General features: G+C 53.4%; 18 protein-coding genes. 4 read left to right on the top strand and 14 right to left on the bottom strand.

All coding sequences use genetic code 11. The features are described 5' to 3' along the window. Nucleotides 1-27: 27 nt before the first annotated feature. From G367_RS0103915 to G367_RS23020, 12 genes are all read right to left on the bottom strand, one after another. Nucleotides 28-1,380, bottom strand: coding sequence for an ATP-binding protein (locus G367_RS0103915; protein WP_020411793.1), 1,353 nt, complete (start codon nucleotides 1,378-1,380; stop codon nucleotides 28-30). A gap of 12 nt (nucleotides 1,381-1,392) precedes the next feature. Then, on the bottom strand, nucleotides 1,393-2,067 hold the full coding sequence (locus tag G367_RS0103910) for a response regulator transcription factor (protein ID WP_020411792.1): 675 nt from the start codon (nucleotides 2,065-2,067) through the stop codon (nucleotides 1,393-1,395). Between the two features lie 47 nt (nucleotides 2,068-2,114). After that, nucleotides 2,115-2,456, bottom strand: a complete 342-nt coding sequence (locus G367_RS23030; RefSeq protein ID WP_169337093.1) for a PepSY domain-containing protein — start codon at nucleotides 2,454-2,456, stop codon at nucleotides 2,115-2,117. A 41-nt stretch (nucleotides 2,457-2,497) separates the two neighbouring features. Then, complete coding sequence (locus G367_RS0103900) at nucleotides 2,498-3,067, bottom strand: glycine zipper 2TM domain-containing protein (protein WP_020411790.1); 570 nt, start codon at nucleotides 3,065-3,067, stop codon at nucleotides 2,498-2,500. An 89-nt stretch (nucleotides 3,068-3,156) separates the two neighbouring features. Beyond that, nucleotides 3,157-3,816 (bottom strand): DUF3106 domain-containing protein, encoded by a 660-nt coding sequence (locus G367_RS0103895; protein ID WP_020411789.1) that lies wholly within the window; start codon nucleotides 3,814-3,816, stop codon nucleotides 3,157-3,159. Further along, a complete protein-coding gene (locus G367_RS26420; RefSeq protein ID WP_020411788.1) occupies nucleotides 3,809-4,063 on the bottom strand; it encodes a hypothetical protein in 255 nt (84 codons plus the stop codon). Before G367_RS26420 ends, G367_RS0103895 begins: the two co-directional genes overlap by 8 nt. After that, on the bottom strand, nucleotides 4,047-4,415 hold the full coding sequence (locus tag G367_RS0103885; RefSeq protein WP_020411787.1) for a hypothetical protein: 369 nt from the start codon (nucleotides 4,413-4,415) through the stop codon (nucleotides 4,047-4,049). The genes G367_RS26420 and G367_RS0103885 overlap by 17 nt, the downstream gene beginning before the upstream one ends. Further along, nucleotides 4,412-4,939 carry an RNA polymerase sigma factor gene (locus G367_RS0103880; RefSeq protein WP_020411786.1) on the bottom strand — a complete coding sequence of 176 codons (528 nt, stop codon included), beginning with the start codon at nucleotides 4,937-4,939 and terminating at the stop codon, nucleotides 4,412-4,414. Before G367_RS0103880 ends, G367_RS0103885 begins: the two co-directional genes overlap by 4 nt. A 102-nt stretch (nucleotides 4,940-5,041) precedes the next feature. Further along, nucleotides 5,042-5,497 (bottom strand): hypothetical protein, encoded by a 456-nt coding sequence (locus G367_RS23025; protein WP_020411785.1) that lies wholly within the window; start codon nucleotides 5,495-5,497, stop codon nucleotides 5,042-5,044. Nucleotides 5,498-5,656: 159 nt separating this feature from the next. After that, a complete protein-coding gene (locus G367_RS0103870) occupies nucleotides 5,657-7,021 on the bottom strand; it encodes an L-cystine transporter (RefSeq protein ID WP_020411784.1) in 1,365 nt (454 codons plus the stop codon). 122 nt (nucleotides 7,022-7,143) lie between these two features. Then, complete coding sequence (locus G367_RS26415; protein ID WP_020411783.1) at nucleotides 7,144-7,545, bottom strand: TlpA family protein disulfide reductase; 402 nt, start codon at nucleotides 7,543-7,545, stop codon at nucleotides 7,144-7,146. Beyond that, a complete protein-coding gene (locus G367_RS23020) occupies nucleotides 7,520-8,917 on the bottom strand; it encodes a YihY family inner membrane protein (protein ID WP_020411782.1) in 1,398 nt (465 codons plus the stop codon). The genes G367_RS26415 and G367_RS23020 overlap by 26 nt, the downstream gene beginning before the upstream one ends. 126 nt (nucleotides 8,918-9,043) lie before the next feature. Here G367_RS23020 and arsC point away from each other — a divergent pair, with 126 nt between their 5' ends. The 4 genes from arsC (at nucleotide 9,044) to sppA (ending at nucleotide 12,310) form a co-directional block, all read left to right on the top strand. Beyond that, complete coding sequence (gene arsC, locus G367_RS0103855; RefSeq protein ID WP_020411781.1) at nucleotides 9,044-9,388, top strand: arsenate reductase (glutaredoxin); 345 nt, start codon at nucleotides 9,044-9,046, stop codon at nucleotides 9,386-9,388. Continuing rightward, nucleotides 9,388-9,999, top strand: coding sequence for an NAD(P)H:quinone oxidoreductase (wrbA, locus tag G367_RS0103850; protein ID WP_020411780.1), 612 nt, complete (start codon nucleotides 9,388-9,390; stop codon nucleotides 9,997-9,999). The genes arsC and wrbA overlap by 1 nt, the downstream gene beginning before the upstream one ends. A 10-nt stretch (nucleotides 10,000-10,009) precedes the next feature. After that, nucleotides 10,010-10,357: a DUF2069 domain-containing protein gene (locus G367_RS0103845; RefSeq protein ID WP_020411779.1), complete on the top strand. Its 348-nt coding sequence runs from the start codon at nucleotides 10,010-10,012 to the stop codon at nucleotides 10,355-10,357. A gap of 84 nt (nucleotides 10,358-10,441) precedes the next feature. Further along, on the top strand, nucleotides 10,442-12,310 hold the full coding sequence (sppA, locus tag G367_RS0103840; protein ID WP_020411778.1) for a signal peptide peptidase SppA: 1,869 nt from the start codon (nucleotides 10,442-10,444) through the stop codon (nucleotides 12,308-12,310). Nucleotides 12,311-12,347: 37 nt separating this feature from the next. Here the strand turns inward: sppA and G367_RS0103835 are convergent, their stop codons facing one another. Next, nucleotides 12,348-12,641 carry a DUF3175 domain-containing protein gene (locus G367_RS0103835; RefSeq protein WP_020411777.1) on the bottom strand — a complete coding sequence of 98 codons (294 nt, stop codon included), beginning with the start codon at nucleotides 12,639-12,641 and terminating at the stop codon, nucleotides 12,348-12,350. A 92-nt stretch (nucleotides 12,642-12,733) separates the two neighbouring features. Then, nucleotides 12,734-13,975 carry an MFS transporter gene (locus G367_RS0103830; protein ID WP_245556651.1) on the bottom strand — a complete coding sequence of 414 codons (1,242 nt, stop codon included), beginning with the start codon at nucleotides 13,973-13,975 and terminating at the stop codon, nucleotides 12,734-12,736. Nucleotides 13,976-13,977: the final 2 nt, after the last annotated feature.

Below are 13,977 nucleotides of genomic sequence, written 5' to 3'. Positions count from 1 at the left end.
AAACAGTCCCTGGGCTCAATACGGAATTTACAGCACCACTGTAATTTCCGTACCTCCACCGGATAAGGGCGTTGCATTAATGCGCCCTTGGTAACTCTCGACAATATCCATAACCACAGCAAGCCCAATCCCCTGCCCCGGCTGCTGCTGATCGGCTCTCACCCCACGCTGGGTGACTTCCTGCCATTTTTTACTATCAAGGCCAGGGCCGTTATCTGCCACACGAATTGTCAACTTGCGTCCATCATCGGCATTCTTAATATTAACTTTTACTTCACCCTCACCATATTTATAGGCGTTATCCAATAGATTACCTAGCAACTCCATCAGGTCCCCTTCGTCCCCGTAAAATAAGGCTCGCTCACTGCACTGGCTGTGCACCTGGCTGGGTTTACTTCGATAAACTTTTTCCAGGGCATCCAGGATTTTTTCCAGCAGGGGCGCAACTGGGATACCACGCAGGATAGATTTGGGGGAGCTGGCTACTGCCCGCTGTAGCTGGTAACTAATAATGCTGTCCATGCGCTGAACCTGATCCACCAGAGTCTTTCCTGCAGCCTTACTGTCACTTTCCAGGCTTAACCCCTTGAGTACAGCCAAGGGCGTTTTTAGACTGTGAGCCAGATCGGCCAGTGTATGGCGAGTCTTTTCCCGCTGGCGCCGCTCATTTTCAATCAACAGATTGAGGTTATCGGTGAGAGGACGCAGTTCCCGTGGGAAATTACCTTCGAGTCGGTCACTGCCACCTTGCTGCATATCCCGCAGTGCATCTGCCAGTGCATTTAGTGGTGCAAAACCCCAGCGCAAAACCAACCACTGTGCCAAGATCAACAAAAGCGCACCCACACCAAGCCAGTGCCACATAGTGGAACGAAACTGCCCCACCTGCGCTCTGAGAGGCCCTGCATCTTCCAAAACAACGAAGGTAAAGGGATTTTCATTCTCAAGTCCCCAGGCCACACCCTGGCGAAAACTGCTGTAGTTTGTATCATCCCCGGGCAGGGAAATCTGCATATAGGACTGCTGCCCTTGGGGCAGTGAATTGAATTGCAGATCCGGCATAGCCAATGCCGACTCAGAGCGCCAGATAATCTCTCCCTCGCCATCCAGGACTGCGCCAACCAGGCCGGAGTCCGGCTGATTAAAACGCTGCTCAGGTAATTCCGGCGGCAGCACCAAACCTTCCCCTTCAGGTTCAGCCAGTGCTAATAGAGTGTAGATATACAGCTGTAATTCCCGCTGCTTGGCCTCGTCAAGAGAGGTGCGATAAGCGTGTTCGAGCACACCAGAAATAAGCAAGACAAATCCGACAAGCACCAGGCTGGTAACCAGGGCAAGCCGGCCTTTGAGGGAATTCAACCAAAATGAGAAAAAACGCATTCAGAATGGCAGTTACTGGGGCGCAACAAAGCGGTAGCCACGCCCACGCAGGGTTTCGATGGGCTTGAGTTGCGCTGCTGTATCAAACTTCTTGCGCAGGCGTCCTATAAAGACCTCAATGACATTGCTGTCTCGATCACAATCCTGTTCATAAATATGTTCAGTGAGGGTAGTTTTGGAAACCACTTCATCCGGGTGCAACATCAAGTACTCAAGCACCTTGTATTCGAAAGAAGTCAACTCCAGCTCCGTTTCATTCACAGTGACCCTTTGTGAACTGGTATCCAGCATTATGGGGCCAGCTTTGATGCTGGGGGAGGAGAAACCTGCGGAACGTCGCACCAACGCATTGAGACGCGCCAATAGTTCCTCGGTATGAAAAGGTTTTACCAGGTAGTCATCACCACCGGCTTCAAGCCCGGCCACACGCTCCTGCCAATGGCCGCGAGCCGTTAGAATCAGGATGGGAAAGTGTTTCTCCTCACCGCGCAGGGTACGGATCACCTGAATACCATCCATTTTGGGCAATCCCAGGTCCATCACCGCGATATCGTAGGGGAATTCACGACCCAGATAGAGGGCTTCCTCTCCATCCGGGGCTTCATCCACCGTATAACCGGCACCACGCAGGGACTCCGCCAGCTGCTGTCTCAGTAAAGCTTCATCTTCGACCAATAAAGCACGCATTTTCTATCCCTTTACACTGCGGATCTATTTTGTGGGGGTGCGGCCAGCTAACGGGAGATGCGACCGCTTTTCTTGTCCACATAGACCACATAAACCTGACTCTTATCCGACAATCCCTTCACGCGGTATACCGCCTGTCCCTGCCTGCGGGTCTCAGAGATTGACAATATTTTGCCGCCATAACGCTGCTTCACGATGGAGGCGGCCTGTTTACGAGAAATCTCCCCAGCCTGCGCTCGTCGGTATTCGTACCTGAAAGCCTCTTTTTCGTATGACGGTAAACCGTGCAGTGAGGCGGCACAAAGCCCGGGTAACAGTGCGAAGACAAGGAGAAAAGGCCGTATTAAAGCGCGGCTTAGTTTCACGGTGTGGCTCCTGTGGATATCCAAATTTTCCACCTTAAACTCTTTTCGGCCGCGCTATCGCCGGCTCAAGGTGCCGGTGAAACTGCGACGCGAACCCGGATTCTATCTCCAGGATGATAATCTGTACGAGTCAGATAAACCTGACCATTATACCGATAGCGCACATCGTATCCGACTAATTCCCTACGTAAGCTGAATTCGTCCACAACACGACAACGGGATTCAGTGGTGTAATATGTCTGGGCATTGGCACGACTGATCTGGCTTCCCACCAGGGCACCAACTACAGCGCCAGCTACAGTGGCACCGCCACGATGACCACCGTGGTGGTAGCGGCCGCGATGGCCGTGCCCACCGAGGCTGTTGCCCACTGCAGCACCAATCAAACCGCCTACGAGGGTACCCGCCGGAGATGCAGGTTCGCGGTACATCACTTGCTCATCGCGGCACTGGGTGCGAGGAGTGTGAACCTCTACATCGGTATAAACGGGTGTAACTTCCGTAACCCGAGCGAAATCGTAACTATCGGCGCCATAGGGATCTGCATAACCAGCCGGTCCCGCCTTGGCGGTAGCACTTAAGCCAACCAAAGCGGCCACGGCTGCGCCTGCGATAAACTGCTTCAAAGGTTGCACAATCAGTCTCCCGTTATTTATCAACGGGTAGCAGATTAATCGAATCGATCTGAATAGACGCTGAATTACACAATAGCAGGCACAAAGCGTCAGAAATCCCCCGACCTCTCTCGCCTCTGGCGACGTTCCCCTCCTTCTCTCTGTTCGCGCCGCATCTGTCTCTCTGGTCTCTCTGAACGCTCACGGCGATTATCTCTCTCACGCTGCTGTTTGCGTTCGCGCCGCTCACTCCGGTTGCTGTGCTCTTGCTGACCATTTCGCTCACGTCGTTCACTGCGACCACTTTGCCCTCCTGAGTCATTAAGCTCCCGGCCTCTGGCTTGGCGCTGACCACTTTTGTCTTTATTCCAGCGCTCCCTCAACTGGCGGCGCTGCTCCGGGGGCATCTGCCGGAATTTCTTGCGCGCCTCACGGATTTGCTGGCGCTTCTCCTCTGGCATATCCATAAAGCGGCGGTAGGAATCTCGAAGACGGTTGCGACGATCCTCGGGTAACGCCTGCCAGCTCTCGAACTTTTCACGCGCCTGGCTACGCTGCTGGGAGCTCATTGTATGCCAGCGTTTGGCGCCTCGCAGCAATTGAGCTCTCTGGGTTTCACTCATTTGGGGCCAGCGATCTTGATATCCCCTCAATAACTGACGATCACCCTCATTGAGGGTCTGCCACTCCTGAGCCAGCGAGATATTTCCCCAGAGACATAACAGCAGACCACACAGCTGAACGAGGTAGAAGATGCCCCAGTTATTCATCCCACTGATCCTCACGGGTAGACCCACCCTCGTCGTAATGGCGCTGCCTACGCACCTCATTTTGCGGACTTTCAGGCCATAATTCTGACTCCTCAGGCACGAGTACATCTCCCCGCTCATCCACCCACTCGCCGAGAAACAACAGAAAATCCTCCTCGAGGGGCTCCATCTCCGCACCTTTTACCGCCACCCCACACAACAAGAGGACAACAAAAAGAAACTTACCCTCCTTAAGAGGAGTGCCCATCCAGCTCCTCCGCCAGCCACTGATAAAATTCCATATCCTCGATCATTTCTACATCCACTTCTTCATACAGCAGCCAGTCTCCTGCAATAAACGGCTCTATTTTACCCGGGGAATTATCAGTGCCTGACCAAAGCAGTGCTACCACCAGCACTGAGCAGGCACCACTGAGCCATAGCCAGTGATACCCCGATATACTCCTGGTCTTTGACTGCTTCAGGGCGTCCGCCCTGGCACGCCTCAACCTTGAAAGGGTTTCCCCATCAATTTCCTCTTCCCGGCGAGTGACCGCCACTCGAGCAGCTTTCACTAGCCGCCGCTCCTGTTCCAGAACAGATTTATCCGGCTGTATCATTGGAACTCCTCCAAGTGGCTGCGCAGGCTATGCATAGCGCGGGATAAGTGGGTTTTGACACTGCCCTGGCTACAAGACATTGCGCGAGCGGTTTCTGCCACATTAAATCCTTCAACACAGCGCAACAGGAATGCCTGCTGTTGTCGCAATGGCAGCTGGCTTACTGCACCATCAATAGCCAGCAATAAGCGTTCGCCGATCAATGCGCTATCTGGTGTCGGTCCCCAGATATCAACCCATTCCGTGGCAAATGCATCATCATCGTCATCACCACTGATAGGAAGCTTTTCCCGGATTAATTGCCAGCGGGACAACTTCCTATTGTGTCGGTGCCAGTCAGTAATGCGGTTGTTAAGAATGGTAAAAAAAAGCGGGCGCCACTCGGCCCTTTCACGGCCACTGTAATTCTTGACCAGTGCCAACATGGAGTCTTGAACAATATCTAACGCATCATCACGGTTACCTACAGCAAAATTTGCCATAGTAAAAGCCCGCTTTTCCACCTGAGCGAGGAACTGATTCATAAATGCCGGCTGAGGTCCTTGTGCACAGAAATACTTTCCACGGTCTCTTTACGAAACCAGTCCCGTCACGATTTTTTTAAGACGATTTTTTACCGGGCTTCATCAGTCGTTTTTGTTCTTTTTATGTTTCTTATGTTTTGCTCGTTGATCCATACGGCGATCGATTCGCTCACCCTTATTATCTAAGCGGCTATTGATTTTCTCGCCTTTCGTATCGAGGCCCTCATTGATCCTTTCACCTTTATGATCCAGGCGGTTGTCAATACGATCCCCTTTGCGGTCTAGCCTCTCAGCCAACTTTTCATTGCCATTGGAAGCTGCTCGCTCTGCACGCTGATCGAGGCGGTCATTAATTCGGTCGCCCTTGTTATCAAGACGCTCCTCTATACGATCCCCCTTGTTGTCCAGCTTGCTTTCAATACGATCACCTTTATGATCCAGGCGCTCCTCCACATGATCGCCGTGATCATGGGATCGGATACTATCCTCTTGGGCAAATAGAGAGGTTGGCAGGGCCAGGCTGGCGACCAGAAGGGGAAGTCCTATCAGTTGTTTCATAAGTTGCTCCAGCTCCGTGATCAAAAATAAACAAATTTTCCAAACACTGACTAGAACGGCCTCTGCACTAAATGGTTGACAGTCAACCCTGATTTTTCTGGTAATTCACCCTCAATAAAGACTGTTTAAGACAAATGCCAGTAGTCACTGGCATTTTACTCACCCTTCTACCACTTCAGCTCCGGGTACTTCATCACCCAGCCAGCGCTGTGTCAGGGTTCCAGCCGTCATAGCACCGTTAACGTTCAGTGCGGTACGCGCCATATCGATCAGTGGTTCCACGGAAATCAACAATGCGGCAATTGTTACGGGCAGCCCCATGGCTGGAAGTACCACCAGCGCGGCAAAAGTAGCACCGCCACCCACGCCAGCAATCCCAAATGAACTGATAACCACTACCGCAATCAGGGTACCCAACCAAAGCGGGTCCCACACATCAATTCCCATGGGTACCGCCACCATAGTGGCAAGCATCGCAGGATAAATACCGGCGCAACCATTCTGCCCAATAGTAGCCCCAAACGATGCGGAAAAATTGGCAATCGCGGGAGAGTTACGCAACTGTTCCACCTGTGTTTCCACGTTGAGCGGTATTGTTGCAGCACTGGAGCGGGAGCTGAAAGCAAATATCAACACCGGCCATACTTTGGCGAAATAGTGCAGTGGGTTCACTCCATTTATAAATAACAGTGCCCCATGAACTAGGAACATCAGACCAATCGCACAAAAAGAGGCCACCACAAACCCAAACAGATTGGCGATATCAGCCCAACTGGACTTTGCAATCAATCCTGCAACCAGTGCCATTACACCGTATGGAGTGAAAGCCATCACCAGGCGCACAAGCTTCATCACCCACACTTGGGCAATGTGAACAAAGCGCTCAATTGCCGCGCCCTCTTCCGGGAACTCTCGACGCACAGCCAGGGCCGCAAGCCCCAATAGCACAGCAAAAATAACCACTGAAATCACAGAGGTGGAGCGGGCACCGGTCAAATCCTGAAATATATTACGCGGAATAAAGGTGCTGATAATTTCCGGTATGGAGAGATCACTCACCCGGCCGATTCTCTCATTGAGTACTTCAACCCGTGCTGCCTCTCGGGAACCCTCAACCAGCCCAGCGGCGGAGAGGCCAAAGAGCTCTGCCATGGCTACGCCGATTAAGGCTGCTATCGCTGTTGTGCCTAGCAATACCCCCAAAACGGAAACGCTGATTCTGCCAAGCGCCTGTGTATGACTAACTTTCACTACCGCAACAAGGATAGAAGTAAGTACAAGCGGCATAACCAGCATGTACAGCAGGTTTACGTAACTTTTACCCAGCATCTGGATCCAGGGCAATACTTCTACGGGGGCGGCACCCCAGCCACGAGATAATTGCAACAGAGCACCAAAAACTACACCGAGTAGCAGACCGGCAAAAACTGCGGGGGCCAGAGACTTCCGGCCTCTATGCCAGCGATGTAAAGCAAAGAGCAAGGCAACAAAGAAAAACAGCAGAGCAAAGGAGCTGATATGCATGATCTGAAAATCCCACAGCGGGCAAACTGGAAAGTGGCGGCATGCTATCAGCGTTACGCCAACGCCCTATAGTTGCTTTAGTTATATTTTTATACAGTTATTTGTAGGTTCCGCGATTTATATTATTGCAGTGCCGCTTTAAAGTCCTCAGCAGACTGCGGACCCACCAGGGTTTCCTTCCAACTGCCATCGGTACCGATAACCAGGGTTGTAGGCAGAACGTCAGGCCTAGGCTGACCCCATCGGCCCTCTGGTTCAGTAGATAATAAGGGAAATTCTATTCCCAGTTTTTGCGCCTGCTCGCTGACAACGGAATCTGGCAGATTATCAAAATTAACTCCCACCACAACTATATTGCTATTGGCCTGCGCCAGCTGGTTGAGCACAGGCACCTCCTCTCGACAGGGTGCACACCATTCCGCCCAGTAGTTGACCAGAACTATTTTGCCCTCAGTCTCAATAAGCGCACCACTGCTGCTCTTTAAATTAACCCCACTATCACAGCCGCTTATTCCGCTTGCCAAGCACAGAAAGGCCAGCCCCAGGACTCCCTTCACGTTTTTTAGATTTACTACCTGAAACATCCTTCTCTCCCTCGCGGCCATTGCTATCACGTTCATTATTATTCTCGATGGTATCTGCAGGGGCGCTACCGTGCCTGGCCCAAGACTCCTCATCTTTCTGCCTGGCCGCCCAAAACAGGGCGCCGATCGTAATACTGAGCTGCTCCCTGGCGGAATCCCGCGCATTGGCAAAACGGTGCTCTATATCTGCGTACCAGCGGAAACCCTCCAGATCACGGGGGATACTACTGGGTATCCAGTGCGGACTCAGCCAGCCAGCCAGCTCCATTAGCGAAACGGAATTCAAGTCCCGCAACAGGACATAATCATTCCTTTCGGTCTGGGTTATCACCCGGTGCCCCTGAAGTACATTGCGCAGGCGACGCCACTGCCCAAACTTGATCCCCATTAAAGAAATATCTTGCTCACGCAAAGGTTTACCATGGCGACCGCCCTTATAAAGTTGCCATAGCACAATCAGGGTCGCCACCAAATCCGAATGCTGCCGCCCCTGGGTTGCCGCCTGGTAAACCGACAAGGTGCGCACCAGTACGCAACCAGCCAGTACCAGCATCCAGGTCAAGTAAATCCATAACAGGAATAACGGCACAAATGCAAAGGCCCCATAGATAGCCTGAACCGAGCTTCGCGCAACAATTAACCCAAACAAGTACTTCATTATTTCGAAGGCGATCGAGGTAATTACACCACCTTCAATACCATGGCGCAGAGGCACATAACAGTTGGGGACGGCAATAAACAGAAGAGTAAAAATAATGCTGGTGAAAATAAAAGGCAGTACCCTCAATACCACCGCCATCATGCCAAAACCATCCTCCCCCCCCATAAACAGTTTTTGAGAGAGAAGATAGGTACTGGCGGCGAGGCCGGCACCCAATAAAATAGGGCCCAGGCTAAGAATGGCCCAATACAGCAGAAAACTGGAGACCCCGCTGCGCCCGCGGGAAACATCCCAAATGGAGTTGAAAGTACCTTCGATACTTCTCAGGGTCAGTCCAGCGGTAATAATCAACATGGCGATGCCCACCCCTGTCAGGCGCTGGGCCTGAGCGGAGAAGCTGTTGATATATTCCTGCACCTCTCGACCACTTTGTGGCACAAAGTGGGAAAAAACCTGTTCCTGAAACTTGCTCTCCAAACCGGCAAAATCTGGAAACAGGGATAGCATCGCGTAGCTGACCGTTACCAAAGGCACTATGCCAAACAGGGTCATATAGGTGAGTGCCGCAGCACTCTTCTGGCAGTCTTTTTCACTAAACAGCGACCACAGCGAAGTGGCAAAGCGCCGCCATTGAATCACCGTATCCTTCATGGTGGTTTCCGTTTTCCATCTTGCAATGTGCGGTTATCAGCAGAAGCAGGCAATGCCAGCCCGCACTTAGAACTCCGCAACGTTATTCGGTTAGAATACGCCAAACACTAACAGGATGCCGACCCAATGTGGACGATTTACCACAACCCCCGCTGCTCAAAATCCCGTCAAACGCTGCAACTGTTGCAGGAAAATGGCGTGGAGCCAGAAGTAGTTCTCTATTTGGAAACGCCGCCCAGCGCAGAAAACCTAAAAGAGATCCTTATCAAACTCGGCATTAGTGCACGGGACCTGCTACGTACAGGTGAAGAGCCCTACAAACAACTCAACCTGAAAGATCGCGACCTGAGTGAAGCCCAACTGATCGACGCCATGGCACAGAACCCAATTCTGATTCAGCGGCCAATTGTTGTAAAAGGTGACAAAGCCGCTATCGGCCGCCCACCAGAAAATGTGCTGGAGCTGCTTTAATGGCCTCGGATTCAGAACCCTATGTGCTGATTCTCTACTACAGCCGCACCGGTGCCACCGAACGCATGGCCAAAGAACTGGCTCGCGGAGTTGAATCCAGCGGGGTGGCTGCGCGCCTCCGCACAGTGCCCAGTGTTTCCCCCGATACAGAAGCCAGCCAACCACCAGTGCCTAGTGAGGGAGCCCCTTACTGCTCCCTGGAAGACCTACGCAACTGCTCCGGGCTGCTGATGGGCAGCCCTACCCGCTTCGGCAATATGGCTTCACCTCTGCGCTATTTCCTCGACCAGACTGGTGACATCTGGCTGGAGGGCAGCCTGACCGGAAAACCTGCGGGGGTATTCACCGCAACAGGTAGCCTCCATGGCGGCCAGGAGACCACCCTAACTTCCATGATGCTGCCACTTCTGCACCACGGCATGCTGATCACCGGCATCCCATATTCCGAGGCCGCACTGATGCGTACCCAAACCGGTGGAACCCCCTATGGTGCATCTCACTGGGCCAAAGGGCGTAGTAGCGTGCTCAGTGATGATGAGATCACCTTGTGCAAGGCATTGGGTGCCCGAGTCGGCCAACTGTCCCAAACATTAGAAGCCGCAGCCAAATAGGGGGTAGCGCGTGAATGATACGGTAAAGCGCAAACTTCATATTGCGCTGCGAATTAACTGGTTTTGCTATATCGGCCTGCTAGCGCTTATTGCCGTGCGAAACCTGTTTTTAGAGGGGGGCTCCATCCTGTTGTGGACCATACAGACCGTGCCACTGCTGTTAGTGCTGCCGGGCTTAATCAAACAGCGTTACCGCAGCTACCTATGGCTCTGCTTTATCCTGCTCCTTTACATCACAACCAGCATTGTCGATGTAATGATGCCTACACGCGGCTGGCAGGATGGCGTAATGGCGGCCCTGAGCCTTATCCTATTCTTCTCTGCAATGATGAGCAGTCGCTGGCATCGCATGCAGTAACCCCGCGGCGGTCGTACCGCCATTGGTTCCAGACACAAATGCGTGGGTTACCCTGGTCCCCGACGCGCTAAGGAGTTTTGAGGTTTGACTGATTTACACCAGCAAAAAGGATTTGTCCGTAGTTTTTTTGGTGCTATCGGTGGCGCCATTACTTGGTTGCGACGAGTATTTACCAACTTGGTATTTCTCCTGATATTGCTGTTTCTCGGTATTGCTATTTTTGGGAAAGACGATCAGTTGGTGGTACCTCAGGGTGCGGCTCTGCGTGTCGCACCCAGTGGCTTCCTTGTGGATGAACTCACCCAACCCGCTACGCTGCCAATTTTCCTCAGCGGCAACCGGGGCCCGGCAGAAGTGCGTGTCAAAGATCTAGTAGACGCCATCGATAATGCCGCCAAGGATAAGCGAATCTCCTCGCTGGTGCTTGAACTGGACCATATGGTAGGGGGCAGCCTTAGCAAGTTAGATGAAATCGGTGCCGCACTACAGAGATTTAAAGCCGCCGATAAACCCATCTACGCAGTGGGGGATAACTACACCCAATCCCAGTATTTCCTCGCCAGCCATGCCGACACGGTCTACCTGAACCCAATGGGTTCAGTGATGCTCACTGGCTTTGGTGTCTACCGCAATTACTACAAGAGTGCACTGGAAAAACTCAAGGTAAACTTCCATGTATTTCGTGTGGGGGATTACAAAGACTTTATCGAGCCCTATACCCGGGATGATATGTCCCCAGCCTCCCGTGAAAATAACCAGCGCTGGCTGAATGAACTCTGGAGTGAATATAGTGAGCAGGTAACAGGTCTGCGTAACCTGCCTGCGGAAAGTCTCGATATCTTCATCAGTGAGCTGCCGGAAAAGTTGCAACAGAACGAGGGTAGCTGGGCTGATGCCGCACTTGCCAACAAACTGGTGGACCAGCTAGCGAGCCGTATTGAGGCCCTGAAAGCGCTGAAGCAAGAAATAGGCGAAGACGAAAACAAAGACCGCGATTACAAATACATCGACGCCCTCACCTACCTGCGAAGCCGTAAAATTTCCGAGACTGCAAAGCCAATCAAGGAATCCAACAAGATTGGCCTCATCACTGCGAGCGGCGCCATTATTGACGGCCAGGCTCCTGCGGGGCGTATTGGCAGCGAGAGCCTCGGTAAGTTGATCGCCCAGGCTCGTGAAAAGAAAGTGGAAGCCCTGGTTCTGCGCATCGACAGCGGCGGCGGCTCCGCCTTTGCTTCTGAAGCCATTCGCCAGGAACTGCTGGCCACCCGCGAAGCCGATATACCTGTCGTTATATCCATGGGGAGCCTGGCCGCGTCAGGGGGCTACTGGATTGCCACTGGTGGTGATCGTATCTGGGCCTCTCCGGCCACTCTCACCGGCTCTATTGGAGTATTTGGCGCCTTCCCAACATTCGAGGATTCTCTCGAGCACATCGGCGTCTACACCGATGGAGTTGGCACCTCAGACCTGGCTGGCAGCATGCGCCTGGATCGCGCCCTGCCACCGGCAGCCGCCAGCATCCTGCAACAGGGCGTCGATAATACCTATGCCCGCTTCCTGCGTATTGTTGCCGAGGCTCGTGGCAGCACCCCCAAAGAGGTACACAAGATTGCGCAGGGGCAAGTATGGACTGGCCGCGCGGCCAAGAAACTGGGACTGGTGGACGATCTCGGCAATCTCAGCGATGCCATCGCCGACGCCGCGCAGCTTGCTGAAATCGAAGAATACGACGTAATAGAGATTCAGCGTGAACTGAGCCCCGGTGAGAAGTTCTTGCGCGCGCTGAGCGATAATGTGGACGCGCAAATCGCCGCAAGCCTTGAGGCCAACCTGCCCTTAGGCGCCTGGTTAAATAGCGTACAGCCGGTGCTGGCGCCAATCGCCGAACTGCAGAGCTACCGCGACCCACGCGCCCTCTACGTGCGTTGCCTGCCCTGCCAGGCGCCCTAAAAGCTTTCATAGCCTGATGCCATTCTCCGCCGCCGGTTCAATGCCGGCGCGGACGCCCATACAGATCGCGCAATTCATCTTTAGCCGCCTCCAGAATACGCCGCCTTTTGGCCGGCAGGCGATGCCCTGCACGATTGATAAAGAACGTCAGCATCGACATTGCGGAGCGATAGGGATCAGCCTTGCGCCGCTTACTGGACTCGGCAGCGGCCTTTAGTGAACAGGCAATAGCCTTAGGGTTATCAAGGCTAAATAGTCCTTCAGGCAGATCCAGGGCACGACTGCTTCGCGTCACCTGCTCAGACCAGTTGACTGTTTTGGCAGGACCCAAATTTCACCTCCTACCCTCAAAATCTACACTTGCTGATTATGCCAACTATATGGTGACCAAATCGCGCCCCAAAGGCAGCGCCAGGCGATGCATTAAACTTCCGGGTCACTGACCCTTAACTGGCGTAAAGCACCACTCAATGCCACCATTCCAAAGGCGACAAGGCTTAAGATACCGGCCCACATGAGCGTCGAGAACGGGGCCGCATATTCGCTCAGAACTCCCGCCGCCAGAGCACCCAGGGCAGCCGAGCCAAATAGAGCAAACTGGTAAATTGAGATAATCCGGCTGCGGTACTCCGCCGGAGCCAACAGTTGCACAATACTGCGCCCCAAACCGGCAGAGGCGGCCGCAACTGCTCCCCAGCACAGGCAAAGCAAGATCAGCCCCAGCTGGGTGGGGCCAAGGCTAATGGCGATCAACAGAGCCGCACTATAGAGCAGGCACATAAGAATCCCCCGCCCCGGTTCAGGCCCCTGTCCCCGGCGCAACATGGTTACAGTGGCGATCACCGTTCCCGCTACAAAAGCCAGTTGCAGGGTCGCGTAGTATCCGGCACCGCGGCCATACCCCTCCGCCAGTAGTGGCAATACCACCAGAAATACACCGATATGCACGAAGCCATTGAACGCCATCAGCGCAGTCAACTCGCGTAAGACCGGATGCCGCCAAGCCTGGGAGAGGCCATCAAGAATCAGAGTGTGAGGGCGCTTCTCTATCTCCGTCACGCGGGTTTCACCGTCGCGCAGGGACAGCAGGGAGAGTGCTGCCAGTAATAGCACCCCTACCTGAACAACTAATAAGGGCTGTAAACCCCACTGATCAAATCGGCTCGCCAGCAACATACCTGCCGCCTGTCCACCATATTGGGCCAACATCATCCAGGTAACGGTTTTCTGAACGCGGCTTTCTGATGCCCTGCCCTGCTCATTGCGCGCGCTACGCTGTACCAAGTTATCCCGTGAAGGCTGCAGGAACGCGCTGCAAATACCCAGGCAAACGCCATAGATCATCAATACTGGCAGTGTGACCACGTTTAACGAGTAGTAGAGCAACAGCCCACCGTGGCACAGGGCAAGCCCCAGGCAGGCCAGTGTGGCCACCAGTGCCGGATCGCGTCGGTCAGCCAGGGCGCCACCAAACAACAGGAATATCAGGTTGGGAAGCAATACCGACGCTTGCACCCAGCCCAACTGCAGTGCTGGCAAATCCACAATAGTCAGTGCTATCCAAGGCAGTAAAATGACCTGCAACCCAGTTGCCAGCGATGTTCCGCTGTAACCCAGTAGAAACTTCTGCAACCGGGCCGGCATTTTGCGTGAGAGGTTAGTCAAGT

The organism is Microbulbifer variabilis ATCC 700307 (assembly GCF_000380565.1).
GTDB classification, from domain to species: Bacteria; Pseudomonadota; Gammaproteobacteria; order Pseudomonadales; family Cellvibrionaceae; genus Microbulbifer; species Microbulbifer variabilis.
This window is presented reverse-complemented; position numbering and strand designations above follow the sequence as displayed.

Bases quoted from the DNA above. Each gene is read 5' to 3' on its own strand.
- G367_RS0103895 (WP_020411789.1), bottom strand. From the start codon at position 3,816: ATGAATAACTGGGGCATCTTCTACCTCGTTCAGCTGTGTGGTCTGCTG.
- G367_RS0103880 (WP_020411786.1), bottom strand. From the start codon at position 4,939: ATGAATCAGTTCCTCGCTCAGGTGGAAAAGCGGGCTTTTACTATGGCA.
- G367_RS0103915 (WP_020411793.1), bottom strand. From the start codon at position 1,380: ATGCGTTTTTTCTCATTTTGGTTGAATTCCCTCAAAGGCCGGCTTGCC.
- G367_RS0103870 (WP_020411784.1), bottom strand. From the start codon at position 7,021: ATGCATATCAGCTCCTTTGCTCTGCTGTTTTTCTTTGTTGCCTTGCTC.
- G367_RS23020 (WP_020411782.1), bottom strand. From the start codon at position 8,917: ATGAAGGATACGGTGATTCAATGGCGGCGCTTTGCCACTTCGCTGTGG.
- arsC (WP_020411781.1), top strand. From the start codon at position 9,044: ATGTGGACGATTTACCACAACCCCCGCTGCTCAAAATCCCGTCAAACG.
- wrbA (WP_020411780.1), top strand. From the start codon at position 9,388: ATGGCCTCGGATTCAGAACCCTATGTGCTGATTCTCTACTACAGCCGC.
- G367_RS0103910 (WP_020411792.1), bottom strand. From the start codon at position 2,067: ATGCGTGCTTTATTGGTCGAAGATGAAGCTTTACTGAGACAGCAGCTG.
- G367_RS26420 (WP_020411788.1), bottom strand. From the start codon at position 4,063: ATGGGCACTCCTCTTAAGGAGGGTAAGTTTCTTTTTGTTGTCCTCTTG.
- G367_RS23025 (WP_020411785.1), bottom strand. From the start codon at position 5,497: ATGAAACAACTGATAGGACTTCCCCTTCTGGTCGCCAGCCTGGCCCTG.
- G367_RS0103885 (WP_020411787.1), bottom strand. From the start codon at position 4,415: ATGATACAGCCGGATAAATCTGTTCTGGAACAGGAGCGGCGGCTAGTG.